The 14,910-nt window shown below is 45.5% G+C and carries 18 protein-coding genes and 1 tRNA gene; 2 read left to right on the top strand and 17 right to left on the bottom strand.

Annotated features, from left to right (window positions below; all coding sequences use genetic code 11):
• Nucleotides 1–29: 29 nt before the first annotated feature.
• The 3 genes from ACQCVE_RS09005 to rpoN all read right to left on the bottom strand — a co-directional run bounded on the left by ACQCVE_RS09005 (nucleotide 30) and on the right by rpoN (nucleotide 2,745).
• Entirely contained in the window at nucleotides 30–1,046 is a 1,017-nt protein-coding gene (locus ACQCVE_RS09005) for a sugar-binding transcriptional regulator (RefSeq protein WP_426843345.1), read from the bottom strand.
• 120 nt (nucleotides 1,047–1,166) lie between these two features.
• A complete protein-coding gene (locus ACQCVE_RS09000) occupies nucleotides 1,167–1,418 on the bottom strand; it encodes a glutaredoxin family protein (RefSeq protein ID WP_426842789.1) in 252 nt (83 codons plus the stop codon).
• Complete coding sequence (gene rpoN / locus ACQCVE_RS08995) at nucleotides 1,411–2,745, bottom strand: RNA polymerase factor sigma-54 (protein ID WP_426862519.1); 1,335 nt, start codon at nucleotides 2,743–2,745, stop codon at nucleotides 1,411–1,413. The genes ACQCVE_RS09000 and rpoN overlap by 8 nt, the downstream gene beginning before the upstream one ends.
• Nucleotides 2,746–2,870: 125 nt before the next feature.
• Here rpoN and yvfG point away from each other — a divergent pair, with 125 nt between their 5' ends.
• Entirely contained in the window at nucleotides 2,871–3,092 is a 222-nt protein-coding gene (gene yvfG / locus ACQCVE_RS08990; protein WP_426842791.1) for a protein YvfG, read from the top strand.
• A 307-nt stretch (nucleotides 3,093–3,399) separates the two neighbouring features.
• On the opposite strand, the gene ACQCVE_RS08985 is transcribed toward yvfG, so the two are convergent.
• Both ACQCVE_RS08985 and ACQCVE_RS08980 read right to left on the bottom strand, forming a co-directional pair.
• Nucleotides 3,400–3,478, bottom strand: a tRNA-Arg gene (locus ACQCVE_RS08985).
• 54 nt (nucleotides 3,479–3,532) lie between these two features.
• Nucleotides 3,533–3,790, bottom strand: a complete 258-nt coding sequence (locus ACQCVE_RS08980; RefSeq protein ID WP_426842792.1) for a DUF2164 domain-containing protein — start codon at nucleotides 3,788–3,790, stop codon at nucleotides 3,533–3,535.
• A gap of 282 nt (nucleotides 3,791–4,072) precedes the next feature.
• Between ACQCVE_RS08980 and clpP the strand changes: the two genes are divergently transcribed.
• Nucleotides 4,073–4,678, top strand: a complete 606-nt coding sequence (gene clpP / locus ACQCVE_RS08975) for an ATP-dependent Clp endopeptidase proteolytic subunit ClpP (RefSeq protein WP_426842793.1) — start codon at nucleotides 4,073–4,075, stop codon at nucleotides 4,676–4,678.
• 81 nt (nucleotides 4,679–4,759) lie between these two features.
• On the opposite strand, the gene ACQCVE_RS08970 is transcribed toward clpP, so the two are convergent.
• From ACQCVE_RS08970 to hisB, 12 genes are all read right to left on the bottom strand, one after another.
• A complete protein-coding gene (locus ACQCVE_RS08970) occupies nucleotides 4,760–5,017 on the bottom strand; it encodes an HPr family phosphocarrier protein (protein WP_426842794.1) in 258 nt (85 codons plus the stop codon).
• A 77-nt stretch (nucleotides 5,018–5,094) separates the two neighbouring features.
• Complete coding sequence (gene whiA, locus ACQCVE_RS08965) at nucleotides 5,095–6,045, bottom strand: DNA-binding protein WhiA (RefSeq protein ID WP_426842795.1); 951 nt, start codon at nucleotides 6,043–6,045, stop codon at nucleotides 5,095–5,097.
• Nucleotides 6,046–6,092: 47 nt separating this feature from the next.
• Nucleotides 6,093–7,043, bottom strand: a complete 951-nt coding sequence (locus tag ACQCVE_RS08960; RefSeq protein ID WP_426862658.1) for a gluconeogenesis factor YvcK family protein — start codon at nucleotides 7,041–7,043, stop codon at nucleotides 6,093–6,095.
• Entirely contained in the window at nucleotides 7,040–7,960 is a 921-nt protein-coding gene (rapZ, locus tag ACQCVE_RS08955) for an RNase adapter RapZ (protein WP_426862517.1), read from the bottom strand. The genes ACQCVE_RS08960 and rapZ overlap by 4 nt, the downstream gene beginning before the upstream one ends.
• Before the next feature lie 43 nt (nucleotides 7,961–8,003).
• Nucleotides 8,004–8,462 carry an 8-oxo-dGTP diphosphatase gene (locus tag ACQCVE_RS08950; protein WP_426842797.1) on the bottom strand — a complete coding sequence of 153 codons (459 nt, stop codon included), beginning with the start codon at nucleotides 8,460–8,462 and terminating at the stop codon, nucleotides 8,004–8,006.
• A gap of 281 nt (nucleotides 8,463–8,743) precedes the next feature.
• A complete protein-coding gene (trxB, locus tag ACQCVE_RS08945; RefSeq protein WP_426842798.1) occupies nucleotides 8,744–9,694 on the bottom strand; it encodes a thioredoxin-disulfide reductase in 951 nt (316 codons plus the stop codon).
• Nucleotides 9,695–9,845: 151 nt separating this feature from the next.
• Nucleotides 9,846–11,282: a tetratricopeptide repeat protein gene (locus ACQCVE_RS08940; RefSeq protein ID WP_426862516.1), complete on the bottom strand. Its 1,437-nt coding sequence runs from the start codon at nucleotides 11,280–11,282 to the stop codon at nucleotides 9,846–9,848.
• 309 nt (nucleotides 11,283–11,591) lie between these two features.
• Nucleotides 11,592–12,203: a bifunctional phosphoribosyl-AMP cyclohydrolase/phosphoribosyl-ATP diphosphatase HisIE gene (gene hisIE / locus ACQCVE_RS08935; RefSeq protein WP_426862515.1), complete on the bottom strand. Its 612-nt coding sequence runs from the start codon at nucleotides 12,201–12,203 to the stop codon at nucleotides 11,592–11,594.
• Entirely contained in the window at nucleotides 12,200–12,958 is a 759-nt protein-coding gene (hisF, locus tag ACQCVE_RS08930) for an imidazole glycerol phosphate synthase subunit HisF (RefSeq protein WP_426862513.1), read from the bottom strand. Before hisF ends, hisIE begins: the two co-directional genes overlap by 4 nt.
• Nucleotides 12,955–13,692 carry a 1-(5-phosphoribosyl)-5-[(5-phosphoribosylamino)methylideneamino]imidazole-4-carboxamide isomerase gene (hisA, locus tag ACQCVE_RS08925; protein ID WP_426842802.1) on the bottom strand — a complete coding sequence of 246 codons (738 nt, stop codon included), beginning with the start codon at nucleotides 13,690–13,692 and terminating at the stop codon, nucleotides 12,955–12,957. The genes hisF and hisA overlap by 4 nt, the downstream gene beginning before the upstream one ends.
• Nucleotides 13,689–14,321, bottom strand: coding sequence for an imidazole glycerol phosphate synthase subunit HisH (gene hisH, locus ACQCVE_RS08920; protein ID WP_426842803.1), 633 nt, complete (start codon nucleotides 14,319–14,321; stop codon nucleotides 13,689–13,691). Before hisH ends, hisA begins: the two co-directional genes overlap by 4 nt.
• Nucleotides 14,322–14,909 carry an imidazoleglycerol-phosphate dehydratase HisB gene (gene hisB / locus ACQCVE_RS08915; protein WP_426842804.1) on the bottom strand — a complete coding sequence of 196 codons (588 nt, stop codon included), beginning with the start codon at nucleotides 14,907–14,909 and terminating at the stop codon, nucleotides 14,322–14,324. It abuts the gene before it with no gap.
• Nucleotide 14,910 lies beyond the last annotated feature (1 nt).

Below are 14,910 nucleotides of genomic sequence, written 5' to 3'. Positions count from 1 at the left end.
GTGAGAAATATTTTTATATTTAGGGATGATTAATCCCTTAATAACTCTTTTGCTGCGCCTTCATCCGTTACAAGGATGGAATCAAGCGACTGTTTCATATAGGCGTGGATGGCTTTAGCTTTTGAAGATCCGCCTGCGACTGCTATGACGTGCTTAAGATGGACGAGGTCATCCAGCTGAATCCCTACTGTATGAACCTTGTGAACCACTTTCCCCGTTTCATCAAAATAATAGCCGAATGCTTCCGCGACTGCCCTTCCATGTTCAATTTTCCCCATGTCAAAAGCAGCAGTTTTCCGCCTTTCTGCCATTGTCATAGCATCTCCTATTCCGTGTACGACCATACTGGAAGACTTGATGATTTTCAGAAGTTCTTTAATTGAAGGTTCTTCTATTAAAGATTGCCAAGCTTCAGCGCTTAACTGGTCGGGAACATGAAGAAGCCGGTAATTTCCCATTGCGCGCTCCGCCATTTTCGCGCAAATCGTATTGGCCTGATTTTCCACATTTTCACCCAGTCCCCCTCTTGCAGGAACGAAAAGCAAATCGCGGTTTGAATCAGGGGTCATCATCTCTGCTACTGCAGCAAGGGTTGTTCCACCCGTAACAGCGACGATATGATCTCCGGAAAGACGTTCTTTTATGCAGGTGACACATGCGCGCCCCATTTCTTTCTTTACCCAAGACGAATGGTCACTGTCCCCGGATACGATAATGACTTTCTTGAGATTAAGCTTCTCTCTAAGTTTATTTTCCATTAGAGTGAGGCCTAAAACATCTTTCATCATCTCTTCCAGAGCTTTTAAAAGCACTTTTCCGTCTTCTGTCAGCGTCATGCCTGAAGTTTCGACCGCAATCAGATTTTGGTCTTTTAGAAACTGAACCTCTGCCCGCAATACGCGCTCAGTGATGCCAAGGCTTATGGATAGGCTTCTGCGTCCAATGGGCTGCATAAGTCGTATGTACTGCAAAATCTGATACCTTTTTTGCATCGCGCTAAGCAGGTCAGGAACTAGTTTCTTCTGTACCTCTATCATTTCTCTCATTTTTGCGATCCTTTCAAACGTGTCATCGGGACTTTTTGCGTCCCTATGAGACATATTATGTCCCGCTTACTCAAAAAAAATATCCCTGCTGCAATTTTTATTTTAACAGGGGGATAAAGTTTATTCAATGCTAACGTGTTCATGTATCCGCTTACTTAAAAAATCTTTTTTAATCCTGCCATACGCCAGCTCGATTCCACTGTATTCGATTACCGGAATCATCAATCCGTACTTTTCGGTTAATCCATCATCACTGCCTATATCGATAACGGTAAAAGAGAGGTCCCACTCGTTTTTCATTTCATTTAACAGGGCTGCCGCTTCCTCACATAAATGGCAGCCCTTTTTGGAATAAAGAATTAAATCAATCATTGCCTGCCTCCGTATAGCGTCTGCGTCTTGATGAAGATGGGATTTTAAGCTGATCCCTGTATTTTGCCACCGTTCTTCTTGATAGTTTAAGATCATGCCTTTCGAGCAGGACTGCTGCAATCATCTGGTCCGAAAGCGGTGAAGTTTTATCTTCATCCCTGACTAGGCGGGCCAGCATTTCTTTTGCTCCGGCTGCAGACTGACCGGCCTCATTTTCAGAGCTGATTTTGTTCGTCAGGAACGACTTCATTTCAAGCGTTCCAAACGGTGTCTGAACATATTTTCCCCTCAGCGTTCTGCTGACTGTCGATTCATGAATGCCGCAAGCTTCTGATAGATCGCTCAGCGTAAGCGGTTTAAGCGTTTCCTGCTTTCCGGTTCGAAAAAAACGATGCTGGACAGCAAGAATTTCTTTCATGACTTTAACCATCGTTTCTTTTCTCTGATCTATCGTTTTCACCAGCCATATGCACTGCTGCTGTTTTTCGGCGAGGTATTTTTTCAGCTCTCTTTCTTCTGAAGATCCCTTTAATTTCTTGTATACGGGACTGATGCCGATTTCCGGAAGGGCTTCATCATTACAGCCGGCCTCCCAGCTGCCCTCGGAACATTTCACCACAAGATCAGGGATTACATAAGACGTTTGGTTCCCCCCATATACACTGCCCGGCTTCGGATTAAGCGTCTGAATAAAGTCATATACCTCCTGAATATCTTCCAATCTGCAATTTGCCAATTTAGCAGCGGTCTTCCAGGAACGTTCTGCAAACAGCATAAAATGGTCCCGGATTACGTTGATTGCAAGCTCCGGTCTCTCTTTTATCCGCTCTATCTGCAGAAGCAGACATTCCTGCAGGGTCCTTGCCCCGACACCTGCAGGCTCTAAGCTCTGCAGGGCCAGCAGACTGCACTGAGCTTCAGAGACGGAAAGACCTGCTCCGCCCAGCAGCACCACGGCATCCTTCGTTAAGTAACCGTTTTCATCAAGCTGTTCAATTAAAAGGCGCGCACCTGCCAAAACACTTCCGGACGCTTTGGTCATTCTCAGCTGACTGTGAAGGTGATCTGCCAGACTGGCGGAACGGTCATGGACCAGCTCAATCAAGTTGGCAGCCCCGCTTTTTCCCTGAGGATTTTTTTTATGATAAAATACACTCAACTCTGAGTTCTCTTTTATTTCAATTAACGGATTATCAAGAGCCAGCTCCTGAATATATTGCATGAGCTCAGCGGAACTGTATTGAAGAAGGGTGATGGCTTGTTTCAGCTCCTGTGATAAATGCAGCTTCAGTGATTGCTCCTGTGATAGACCTGCTCCGATTTTCATAATTGCACCCCCTCTCCACATTTTACATGAAGACGGCTCGTTTTAGGAGAGAAAATAAAAGCATGCATCCGGTAAGAATATCCGCTGTATGAACCCATCCCAAGCAGGTGAAAGGAGGACCCTTTATGAGTGATTTATTTTCCATCCCCTATTTTGAACAAAATTTCAGACAGCACGCAGATCTGAATCAGGGCAAAATGGGGAAGACAGATGCCATGAACAGCTATTACCGTTCCGTTGTCTCCACCCTTGTCCAGGATCAGCTGACTAAAAATGCGGAAGTGCTCAAACGAATTCAGCATTTGGATGAAGCATATAATAACGTGAAATCCGAGCAGAGAAAGTAGCAATTTTTGCCTCTTCCTTTTTCAATCAAGATCTGGTACAATCCTGTAATCAGCAGTCAATGCTGCTGCACACTCCATTCATTCCAGCCAGTGCCTATGTGCACTGGAGTGTACATATCGGGAATGGAGCTTTGAAGGAAAAGCTTTGAAGGAAAAGCTTATAATATTCATAAGGCTCTGCCAATCGGCAGAGCCTTTTCATTTACACAGGCTTGTTGCCAATAAATAAAAATAAAAATCCTCCTGAAATGAGGTGTTTGACTCACTGCAGAAAGATTTGGAAAGGTTACCCTTTAGTTTATGTAATTGGCGCGCTCGGAGGGATTCGAACCCCCGGCAGACGTGGTACCGGAAACCACCGCTCTATCCGACTGAGCTACGAGCGCCTTTAGTGTCAGCAAGGAATATTATATGACACTAAAATGAATAAATCAAGCTTTTTATGAATCCAGCTTTCGTTTACGCAGCGGCTTCTCCAGAGAATAGTACTCTTCTTCCAAATCAAGAAGCTTTTCATTGAGCAGGGAACGAGCATCCTCTACCCCTTTATTATAAAAATACGGCCCAAGCTCGCTCGATATATAATCTAGAAAGATTTCTGCAGCCAGATCCCCGATTTCTTCATCCCACTCTTTATACAGATAATCCTGCAGTTTAGTTGCCATATCTGCTTTTTCCTCTTTTTTAAATTTGATCATAGGTCCCCGCCCTTTCTTTTCCCGCCAAACGATGGTATGGTCTTTATCTTACCAGATACGCTCCATTTTTTCTGTTTATGACAGAGAATCTCTTTTTAAGGGCAGAACTTTTGTTTTTGCCTGTTCCGCTGTTTAAATACCGTGCGAACGGGTATCATGAATACAGTCAGCATAGAGTAATAAAAGCGGATGATATCCGGTTGTTTTTGTTTGACCTTTATTGACCTTAAATGTATGATGAGAGTACATAAAAAAATTACATATTATAAGGGAGGCTATACTGTGAATTTAATTCCTACAGTAATTGAGCAAACGAACCGCGGAGAACGTGCATACGATATTTATTCCCGCCTGCTGAAAGACAGAATCATCATGCTTGGAAGCGGAATTGATGACAACGTGGCAAACGCTGTAGTTGCCCAGCTCTTGTTCCTGGAAGCAGAAGATCCGGAGAAGGACATTTCCATTTACATCAATAGCCCAGGCGGATCCATTACAGCGGGTATGGCCATATATGATACGATGCAATTTATTAAGCCCGAGGTGAACACTATTTGTATCGGTATGGCTGCATCAATGGGAGCATTCCTTCTTGCAGCGGGTACTAAGGGCAAGCGTTATGCCCTTCCAAACAGTGAGGTTATGATCCATCAGCCGCTTGGAGGAGCACAGGGACAGGCAACTGAAATTGAGATTGCCGCTAAACGCATTCTTTTCCTTCGTGAAAAGTTAAACCAAATTCTTTCAGACCGTACGGGACAGCCGCTTGAAGTCATCAGCCGTGATACAGACCGCGACAACTTCATGACAGCTGAAAGAGCCCTTGAATACGGCTTGATTGACAAAATTATGAACCGCAACATCCTCGATAACAACGAACAGAAATAAGACCTCGAACCGGATCGGCTTTATAAGCCATCCGGTTTTTTTATAAACAAAAGCACCTGCCGCAAGCAGATGCCCATTTTCTTAAACTTCCTGATGCACATATTCAGATAAGGCTTCAAGCGCCTCTTCCTCATCATGCCCCTCTGCAATCAGCGTGATGGTGGAGCCTGTGCCGATGGCAAGGCTCATTAGCCCCATAATACTCTTCGCATTGACTTTTTTTCCTTCTTTTTCAAGAAAAATATCCGAGCCATAGCGGTTCGCTTCCTGAACGAACAACGCGGCAGGGCGTGCCTGCAAGCCATTCTTCAGCCGGACCTCCACTGTTTTTTCTGCCATATGAATCCCCTCTCCCAATCGTAATTATGTTAAGCGCATACTTGCCTTTGAAGCAAGTATGCACTGCATCCCGTTATCTATTTCATCGTTACCGGCTTGCCTTCGCGGAGCTGCTCAGCAATTTGGTCCAGCTTTCTTAACCGGTGATTTATGCCGGATTTGCTGATGGTTCCGCTCGAGACCATTTCACCGAGTTCCTTTAATGTGACATCCTGATAATCGACACGGAGTCTCGCAATTTCCCTGAGCTTATCGGGAAGCATATCAAGTCCGATTTTGCTGTCAATGTAGCGGATGTTCTCAACCTGTCTCAAAGCCGCTCCAATGGTTTTATTCAGGTTAGCGGTCTCACAATTAACGAGCCGGTTCACTGAATTTCTCATATCACGGACAATCCGGATATCTTCAAACTTCAGCAGCGCTGTATGAGCACCGATAATGCTGAGGAATTCCGCGATTTTCTCCGCTTCCTTTAAATATGCGATAAATCCTTTTTTCCGCTCAAGCGATTTGCTGTTTAAGCGAAACGTATTCATCAATTCACTTAAAGAGTCACTGTGCTCTTTATATAGAGAAAATATTTCAAGATGGTATGAGGAAGTTTCCGGGTTGTTTACCGAGCCTCCGGCAAGAAAGGCACCTCTCATATAGGAACGCTTGCAGCATTTCTTCTGAATGAGCTGAGGGGAAATTTCCCGGACAAACGTAAAGGATTCTCCAAGGATTTTGAGGTCCTCCAATATTTCCCTTGCTTGCACTGTCAGCCTGACAATGTAGACGTTATTTTTCTTGAGCCTCATTTTTTTTCTGACAAGCAGTTCTACTGAAGCCTCATATTGCCTTTTTAATAATATATAAATACGGCGGGCAATTGCCGCATTTTCTGTCTGAATATCCAGAACCAATTTTCTGTTCGAGAAGGAGAGGGAGCCGTTCATTCTGATTAAAGCAGATAACTCTGCTTTCAGGCAGCAGCCCTTAATTTCAACCTGCGTCAGTTCTTTTTTGGTTTCGGATGCAAAAGACATATTCTGCACCTCCATTTTCCGTTGTGCACGCGATTGCTCTAGATGGACTATTTGAGAATCCCGTAAAGCAGCTTGGCAACTTTATTCGTATCATGCCGAATGACATCACGGTCATCCGTTATTAAATGGTCATGCACGATTGAAAGCCCAAGCCGGTTCAGTTCATCCAGGTCTGCGTGCACAGGCTGGGCCAGTTCCGCAGCATACCGCTGTTTAATCGTGTCAGGAATCGTATCTGCATTGACAAGGATTGTGTCGATAAAAGCACAGTGCATGTGATCATATAAAGCCTTTATGTGATCGCTCGCTTTGTACCCCAGCGTTTCACCCGGCTGGGTCATCACATTGCATATATATACCTTCTTCGCCTCTGCCTTGCATACTTCCTGTCCAATTTTCGGAACGAGCAAATTCGGCAGGATGCTTGTGTATAAGCTTCCCGGTCCGAGTATAATTAAATCCGCTTCCTGTATAGCCTCAATCGTTTCCGGCAATGGATCAATGTTTTCCGGAGTCAGAAACACCCGCTTAATTTTTTTTGCTGAAGCAGGAATCTTTGATTCTCCTGAAACGACGGATCGGTCTTCCATTTCTGCATGCAGCATGACACTGCTGTTGGCTGCCGGAAGGACCCGCCCTCTCACATTCAGCACTTTGCTCATTTCTTTAATGGCATGGGTAAAATCCCCGGTAATATTGGTCATGGCAGCTAGAATGAGATTCCCCAAAGAATGGCCGGTTAAGCTGTCTCCTTTATTGAATCGATGCTGAAACAGCTCTTCAACTAAAGGCTCCACATCAGACAGTGCAGCCAGGACATTCCGTATATCCCCAGGAGGCGGAATCTTCAATTCATCCCGGAGGCGCCCAGAGCTTCCTCCATCATCAGCAACCGTTACAATCGCCGTTATATCTACCGGATACGCCTTAAGCCCCCTCAGCAGCACGGAGAGCCCGGTGCCTCCACCGATAATGACGATTTTAGGCAGCACGTCTATTTCCTGCTTCTTCTTTCAATATCGCGGTGGGATACATGGGCTTTGTAATCCTTCTTATAAAACGCCGCGATATGTTCCGCCAGAGTTACAGAGCGATGCTGGCCTCCTGTACAGCCGATCGCTATAACAAGCTGGCTCTTGCCTTCCCGTTTATAATAAGGAAGCATAAAGGTCAGCAGATCCAGAACCTTTTCCAGGAACTTGGAAGTCTCATTCCATTTCAGCACATAGGAGGATACTTCTTCCTCGAGTCCCGTTTTCAGCCTCATATGCTCGATGTAATGAGGATTTGGCAGAAACCTTACATCAAATACAAGATCCGCATCAATTGGAAGCCCGTACTTAAAACCGAACGACATAATGTTCACCGTAAAGGTTTGCTCTTCGGCTGCGGAAAATTGCTTTAAAATCTTTTCCCGCAGCTCACGCGGCTTCATTTCTGTCGTATCATAAATAATTTGAGCCCGCCCCTTTAATTCTTCAAGAAGCTCTCTTTCAATGCGGATTCCCTCGAGCGGAAGTCCGGTAGATGCCAGTGGATGCGAACGTCTCGTCTCTTTGTAGCGTGTAACGAGCGCAGAATCCTTGGCATCGAGGAAAAGAATCTGTGGAGTAATCCAAGCGGAATTACCAATTTCATCAAGAGCCTGAAGCAGGCTGTCAAAAAACTCCCGGCCTCTTAAATCCATAACCAAAGCGACCTTATTCATTTTCGACCCTGATTCTTTCATCAGCTCAAGAAATTTAGGCAGAAGAGTCGGCGGCAGATTGTCTACACAAAAAAAGCCTAAGTCCTCGAAGCTTTGAATGGCAACGGTTTTCCCAGCCCCGGACATTCCGGTAATAATGACCATTTGAATGTCTGAGTGGGTCTTTGCAGTGTTTTCCTGTCCAATGTTCTGGCTTGTCAGTTCCATCCGGAATTTCCTCCTCCCCTTCTTATAAGCGTAAAGGGTTTTTTTATTGGGGATCCAGCCTATAACTCAATAGCTTAAAATCCTTTGTATACGTAAACGTGCCATAAATGACACCTGAACCCTTTATCACAAAATCCAGAATATGATGATCTCCCGGAGCCATCGGCAAATCGGCAATTGCATCAACTTCATGCCAGGCGATCAGGCCTTCCTCAGACTCATCCACATGTTCGCCGCTGTAATCCTCTGCGAAAAAGGTGAACATCATCCATTCAGACACAATCTGATCTTCTTCTTTAATCAGAAATGTGAAAATTCCTTTTATTACAGGGTTTTTTAAATATATGCCTGTTTCTTCGCGATATTCGCGGATAACGGAATCTTTAAGAGATTCCCCCTGCTCCATTTTCCCTCCGGGAGCGACCCACCAGCCTCTTCTCGGCTTCTGAAGAAGAAGGACTTTGCTGCCTTTTTTTAAAACACAATTTGCTACACGCTGCAACGTCTTTCACCTCGTTGTTATCACGCCAGATTTCATTCACTTAATTATACTATTTAAACAGTTCTCCCACAAATTAAAAGCGAAACACCCGGGCCCGCTCCATAACCTCCCTAAGCCGCAGAGGAATCTTACAGCCCCGGTTTGCCACAACACAAAAAAGGAGCGCAGGAAAGGGCACCTGCGCTCTAAACGTATTTATAAAAGGGGGTCAATTACTATTCTTATTCTACCCCTTATTTATTTCACCTGTGTTACAGAAGAGTTAAAACATAATTACGGTTTTACTTTACGGCTTTCAGCTTTTCCTGAAGCTCTTCTACATAGTGCTGCGCACTTTGGGCAGCTATGCTTCCGTCTCCTGTAGCTGTTACAATTTGACGAAGGGTTTTTTCACGAATATCGCCTGCAGCAAAGATGCCGGGCACTTTCGTTTCCATCCGTTCATTTGTTTCGATATATCCGTTTTCGTTCGTAATTCTTAAGTCTTCAAACGGCTTGGATAGAGGAACCATTCCGATATAAATGAATGCTCCGTCTGCTGTGAATGGCTTCTCTTCGCCTGTTTGTGTATTAACAAGCGTGACACTGCCCACTTTCCCGCCGTCCTCATGAATCTCTTTCACCGTGTGGTTCCAGATAAAATCGATTTTATCGTTATCAAATGCCCGCTGCTGCAGGATTTTTTGAGCTCTGAGTTCATCGCGTCTGTGAACGATTGTTACTTTTGAAGCAAACCGCGTTAAATATACGCCTTCTTCAACAGCCGAATCTCCTCCGCCTACAACGACAAGTTCTTTGTTTTTAAAGAATGCTCCATCACATACTGCACAGTAGGATACTCCGCGTCCGCCAAGCTCTTTTTCACCCGGAACATTCAGCTTTTTGTATTCGGCACCTGTCCCGATAATTACTGCACGGGCTTTATACTCTTTGCTTCCTGCACGGACGATTTTATACTCTTCGCCGTCCACGATTCCTTTTATATCGCCATAAGCATATTCTGCACCGAACTTTTTCGCATGGTCAAACATTTTTGTAGAAAGCTCAGGTCCGAGAATGTGGTCAAATCCTGGATAATTTTCTACATCCTCTGTATTAGCCATTTGGCCGCCAGGCACACCGCGCTCAATCATCAAAGTTGAAAGGTTTGCGCGGGAAGTATAAACAGCTGCAGTCAGTCCGGCGGGGCCGGCTCCAGCAATAATCACGTCATAAATTTTTTCTTCCGTCATGGTTTTTCACTCCTTACAATCAAACTGGATTGGTTCGCTTGGATGATCTTGATAATCCTTAGTATCATCCTATTAAATAATAAAAAAACACGCCATAATTTTGCTCAGAAAAAAAGCACAGCTTCTGGCGTGAGGAGTGCTTTTTAACACTTTATAGATCTTTTACAAGGCGTTCGTATTTCGTTAAGGTTGACACTGTTACCCCGAATACATCGGCGACTTCCAGTTTCGTCACCCTCTCCCCGTCTTCTTTTTTCATAATGTAGAAAAAAGCAGCGGACCAGGCCTTCGTGTTCTTCAAACTGTGTTTAGCAGAATTTGCTTTAAGCATCGTTTCAAAAAAGGATAAGAACGTCTTCTCTTCTGCAGACTGAAGCTGTTTGCCGAGTGCTTCCGCCGCAGCAAACAAATAAGCGCCAGCCCCCTTCTTCTCCATATCCGGAGAGAGGGTATGCCTTAGAAATTCCTGCTCAAGATCGGATTGGGGCCTTAACGCATGATGATGCCTGATTTCTTCAAGCTGATTGGATTTAGCTGCAATATAAACCAGCGTCAGCCGTTCCTTCAGCGTTATGCCTTTAAGAGAAGATTGCTGCTCCCAAGGCTCAGAACCTACCTTGGACGGATTTTCTTTTAATACCCGCTCCCAAGCCGATTTTGCCACCTCTTCCTGGCCAAGATGCCAGGCTGAGTAGGAAAGCCAGTAAAAGAAGGTATCATCCCCTTCAAATCCTTGACGCTGCAGACTCCGCAGCCATTTAAAAGCCTGCTCGTATTTTCCGATAAGCGCAAAAGTTGCTCCGAGTTTATAGCGGTGCTCAATCATAATCGGATGAACGTTGGACAGCTGTTCCGTCAGCGCTGCAACTTTTTCATCCTCACGTTCATAATAATAAAAAACAAGAAGATTGCAGAGCGCATGCAGATTGCCTTCATTCAATTGAAGCACAAGCTCAAGATAATGCTTTGCATTTGCTACATCCCCTGAATAAAAATAAGCGAGAGACAAGTTGTTGTATGCTGACCAGAATTCAGGAAACTCTTCAATAATTTCATGCAGCAGGGAAATTGCTTCATCGAGCTTTCCATTTTCCAGAAGGGATCTTGCCGTCTCTTGCTTTATGATCAATTCATCTGAATCGCCAAAGGAGGGATCTTCCTCTTCTCCTTCAATCATCAGCAGTTCCAGCAGTTCTTCGTTGTCTTCTATAAAATCTCCATCGGGAGCTTCAGCTGAATAAGCAGCAGCACATTTGTATGCCTGATGAAACAATCCAAGATGGGCAAAATTATTAGCCATGAAATAGTGGCAGTCCGTCATAGCCGGATCCACTTTTTCAATAATAGCAGTCAAAATTTCATTTGATTCCTGATAATTTCCCATTTCCGTATGAATCATAGCAAGCTGGGAAAGAAAATTGGAGTTATCAGGCTCCAGGGCTGCCGCCCGTTTTAAAAGCTTGCTCGCTCTATCCAGATTGCGTTCTACCCGATAAGCCTTGAGAGCTCTCCTGTAATAGTAGGCACCATTCTGGAAGAAAGGAACAACCTGTGCTTTTTGCTGTCGATCAAATAGTTGTTTTCCCACGGAAATCCTCCATTTCATACAGTTAACCGTACGTTAGTATACCATAATTCAACCTGTACACAACAGGGCTCAAGATGATTCATCCACAAAAAAGGAAAATTTCCTTTTTCTTGGATTGGAGAGGGACAACTTGATGCTGGAGAGTGGGAAAGATTACGCGGCGGTTTGGGAAAGATCACTGAAAATTTATGGGGATTGGGGTTTTGCTGGCAACGGCCGCGAAATACTATAGAGCATGGGTCCAGCACAAAAACCCAAAAACGCTCCTGCACTCAGCATTTTTGGGTCCTTTAACATTTTAAAGAGCTATTATTTTCGTTCTTCAAGAGCCTTCAGTACATCCTGGAATGGAAGCTTTTGTTCCCTCAATAGGACCAGAAGATGGAAGATCAAATCAGCCGCTTCCCATTTAAGCTCCTCATGGCTTCTGTTTTTCGCAGCAATGATCACTTCGGCCGCTTCTTCTCCCACTTTTTTCAGAATTTTGTCCGCTCCTTCTTCCAGAAGATACGTGGTATAGGAGCCTTCAGGTCTCTCTGCATCGCGTTTAGCGATCACGTGCTCAAGCTCACTCAGGATGGCATATGGATTAGGTACTGCTTTCGTCTCTGTGCTTTTTTCAAAACAGGAGAACGAGCCAGTGTGGCATGCCGGTCCATTCGCTTCAACCAGTACGAGCAGGGCGTCCTGGTCGCAATCCCAGCGCAGCTCAATAACTGCCTGAGTGTTGCCGGACGTGGCGCCTTTATGCCAAAGCTCATTTCGGGACCGGCTGAAAAACCACGTTTCCCCGCTTTCCATTGTTTTTTGAAGCGATTCTTTATTCATATAGGCAAGGGTTAGAACTTCCTTGCTGACTGCATCCTGCACAATTGCGGGTACAAGGCCTCTTTCGTCAAAACGGATTTCTTCTATATTCATCGAATGTTCACTCCTCTGTCTCTTAGCTGATTTTTCACTTCCCTGACGGATGTCTCTTTATAATGAAAAATAGAGGCAGCGAGAGCCGCATCCGCCTGCCCTTTTGTAAAGGCCTCATAAAAGTGTCCGGCATTTCCGGCACCTCCTGATGCAATGACAGGTACCGGAACCGATTCACTAACCATTTTGGTCAGGTTAAGATTGAATCCCGTTTTCGCTCCATCCTGATCCATGCTTGTGAGCAGAATCTCTCCTGCCCCCCTTCTCACAGCTTCTTTTGCCCAGGCCGTCACTTCCCACTCCGTCGGCTTCCGCCCTCCGTGTGTGTACACCCTGAAGCTGCCCAGTTCTTCGTCATACTTAGCATCGATAGCTGTTACCACGCACTGGGAACCAAAATAAAGAGCACCTTCTGAAATGAGATGCGGATTCAATAAAGCGGCCGTGTTCACGGAGACCTTGTCCGCTCCCGCTCTAAGTATCGCCTTCATGTCCTCCAGACTGTTGATGCCTCCCCCGACCGTAAACGGGATGGCAAGCTCCGCAGCTGTCTGTCCGACAACCTCAATCATCGTTTTGCGGCCTTCATGGGAAGCGGAGATATCCAGAAAGACAAGCTCATCCGCTCCTTCTTCATCGTAAAACTTTGCCAGCTCCACCGGATCGCCGGCGTCCCGAAGTTCAACAAACTGAACCCCTTTTACAACCCTTCCATCCTTAACGTCGAGACAGGGGATGATTCGTTTTGTGATCATCTGCCCGTCACCTCATTCAGTGCATCCTTTAAGCGGAAGCGGCTTGTATAGAGGGCTTTTCCAATAATCGCACCTGCTACGCCATCAGATTGGCAGTCTTTTAATGCAAGCAGGTCATTTATAGAGCTTACCCCGCCTGAGGCGATAACCGTCTTCCCTGTCGCACGTGCAATCGCGGCTGTAGACTTTACGTTTGGCCCCGAAAGCATCCCGTCCGTTGCTATATCTGTATAAATAAACGTTTCAGCTCCGTAACCGGCCAGTTCTTTTCCAAGATCTTCGGCCTGAACCTGTGATGTATTCAGCCATCCCTCAGTGGAGACAAAGCCATCTTTTGCATCAAGTCCAATAGCAATACTTTTCCCATGCTGGCGAAGCATGGACTTGACGAAATCAGGATTCGAAATAGCGGAACTTCCCAGAATCACACGGTCCACTCCTTCGCTGAGATAGATTTCTGCATCTCGCTCAGTCCTGATTCCTCCTCCAATCTGGACCTTTACATCCAGTTCACGGACCGCCTTCAAAACATGCTCATGATTTACTGGCTGGCCGTTCTTCGCTCCATCTAAATCGACCATGTGAATCCATTCGGCTCCATCATCTGCAAACCGCCTTGCCATTTCAAAAGGGGAATCTCCATACACCGTTTCCTGATTGTAGTCGCCTTGAACGAGCCTGACGCACTTACCGTTCCTCATATCAATGGCCGGGTATAAAATAAACGGATTCATCCAGAGGCCTCCTCTTCTACTTTTTCTGAAAACCGCTTTAAGATGGCAAGTCCTGCTTTGCTGCTTTTTTCCGGGTGAAATTGAGTTCCAAAGATATTGCCCCGCCCTACAACCGCAGGCACCTCTACCCCGTAATCAGCACTTGCCAGCACCGTTTCACTTTTGTCTGATTTTATATAATAAGAATGCACAAAATAAGCATGCTCTTCATCAAGGTCTGTAAGCAGGAAGGACTCATTCTTGATCTTCAGCTGATTCCAGCCCATGTGGGGCACCTTTTGTTTGCCGTCTGCCGTTTTGGAAGGGATCTTTGCTGCTTTGCCTTCCAGAAGGCCAAGCCCTTTCGTCCTTCCATTTTCTTCACTTTCATTAAAAAGCAGCTGCATCCCCAGGCAAATCCCAAGAATTGGCTTTCCCTTATCCGATTCTAAGCGGATAAAATCCACCAGCCCTGCAGCGTGAAGATTTTGCATCGCATCTTTAAAAGCACCTACGCCCGGAAGAATGTATCCGTCCGCTTCAGCAAGCTCCTCCCGGAGGCCAGAGACAAAATGGGGGATTTCCATTCGTTCCAGCGCTTTTCGGACACTGAAGATATTCCCCATTCCATAATCAATGATTCCGATCATCTACAGCAGTCCTTTCGTTGAAGGCACCCCTTTTATTCGGGGATCGATGGCGGATGCTTCGTCAAGGGACCGGGCAAGCGCCTTGAAAATGGCTTCAATAATATGGTGGGTATTTAGCCCGTAATGAATGATCACATGAAGATTGATGCGGGCTTCAAGGGCAAGCTTCCACAAAAATTCATGAACAAGCTCGGTATCGAAGGTTCCTGTTTTAGCGCTTGGAAGACTGCCCTTCATTTCGAAATGAGGCCGGTTGCTTAGGTCTACGACTACTTGCGCAAGAGCTTCATCCATCGGAACAATAGCTGAACCGTAGCGCTTTATGCCTTTTTTATCCCCAAGGGCTTCACGGAAAACCTGGCCAAGGCAAATCCCGATATCCTCTGTTGTATGATGATCATCTACCTCTGTATCCCCTGTTGCGCGAATCGTCAAATCAAACTGCCCGTGTTTTGCGAAAAGGTCCAGCATGTGTGTCATAAAGGGTACACCGGTTTCAAGCTCGGACCGGCCTTCTCCGTCAATATTCAGTTCCAGGCTGATTTGCGTTTCATTCGTATTCCGTTCTATGGAAGACTTTCTGGACATT

The sequence above is a fragment of the Metabacillus sp. 113a genome, from assembly GCF_050107635.1.
In the GTDB taxonomy this organism is placed as follows: domain Bacteria; phylum Bacillota; class Bacilli; order Bacillales; family Bacillaceae; genus Metabacillus_B.
The sequence above is the reverse complement of the archived record's forward strand: the minus strand, read 5'-3'. Positions and strand labels throughout refer to the sequence as shown.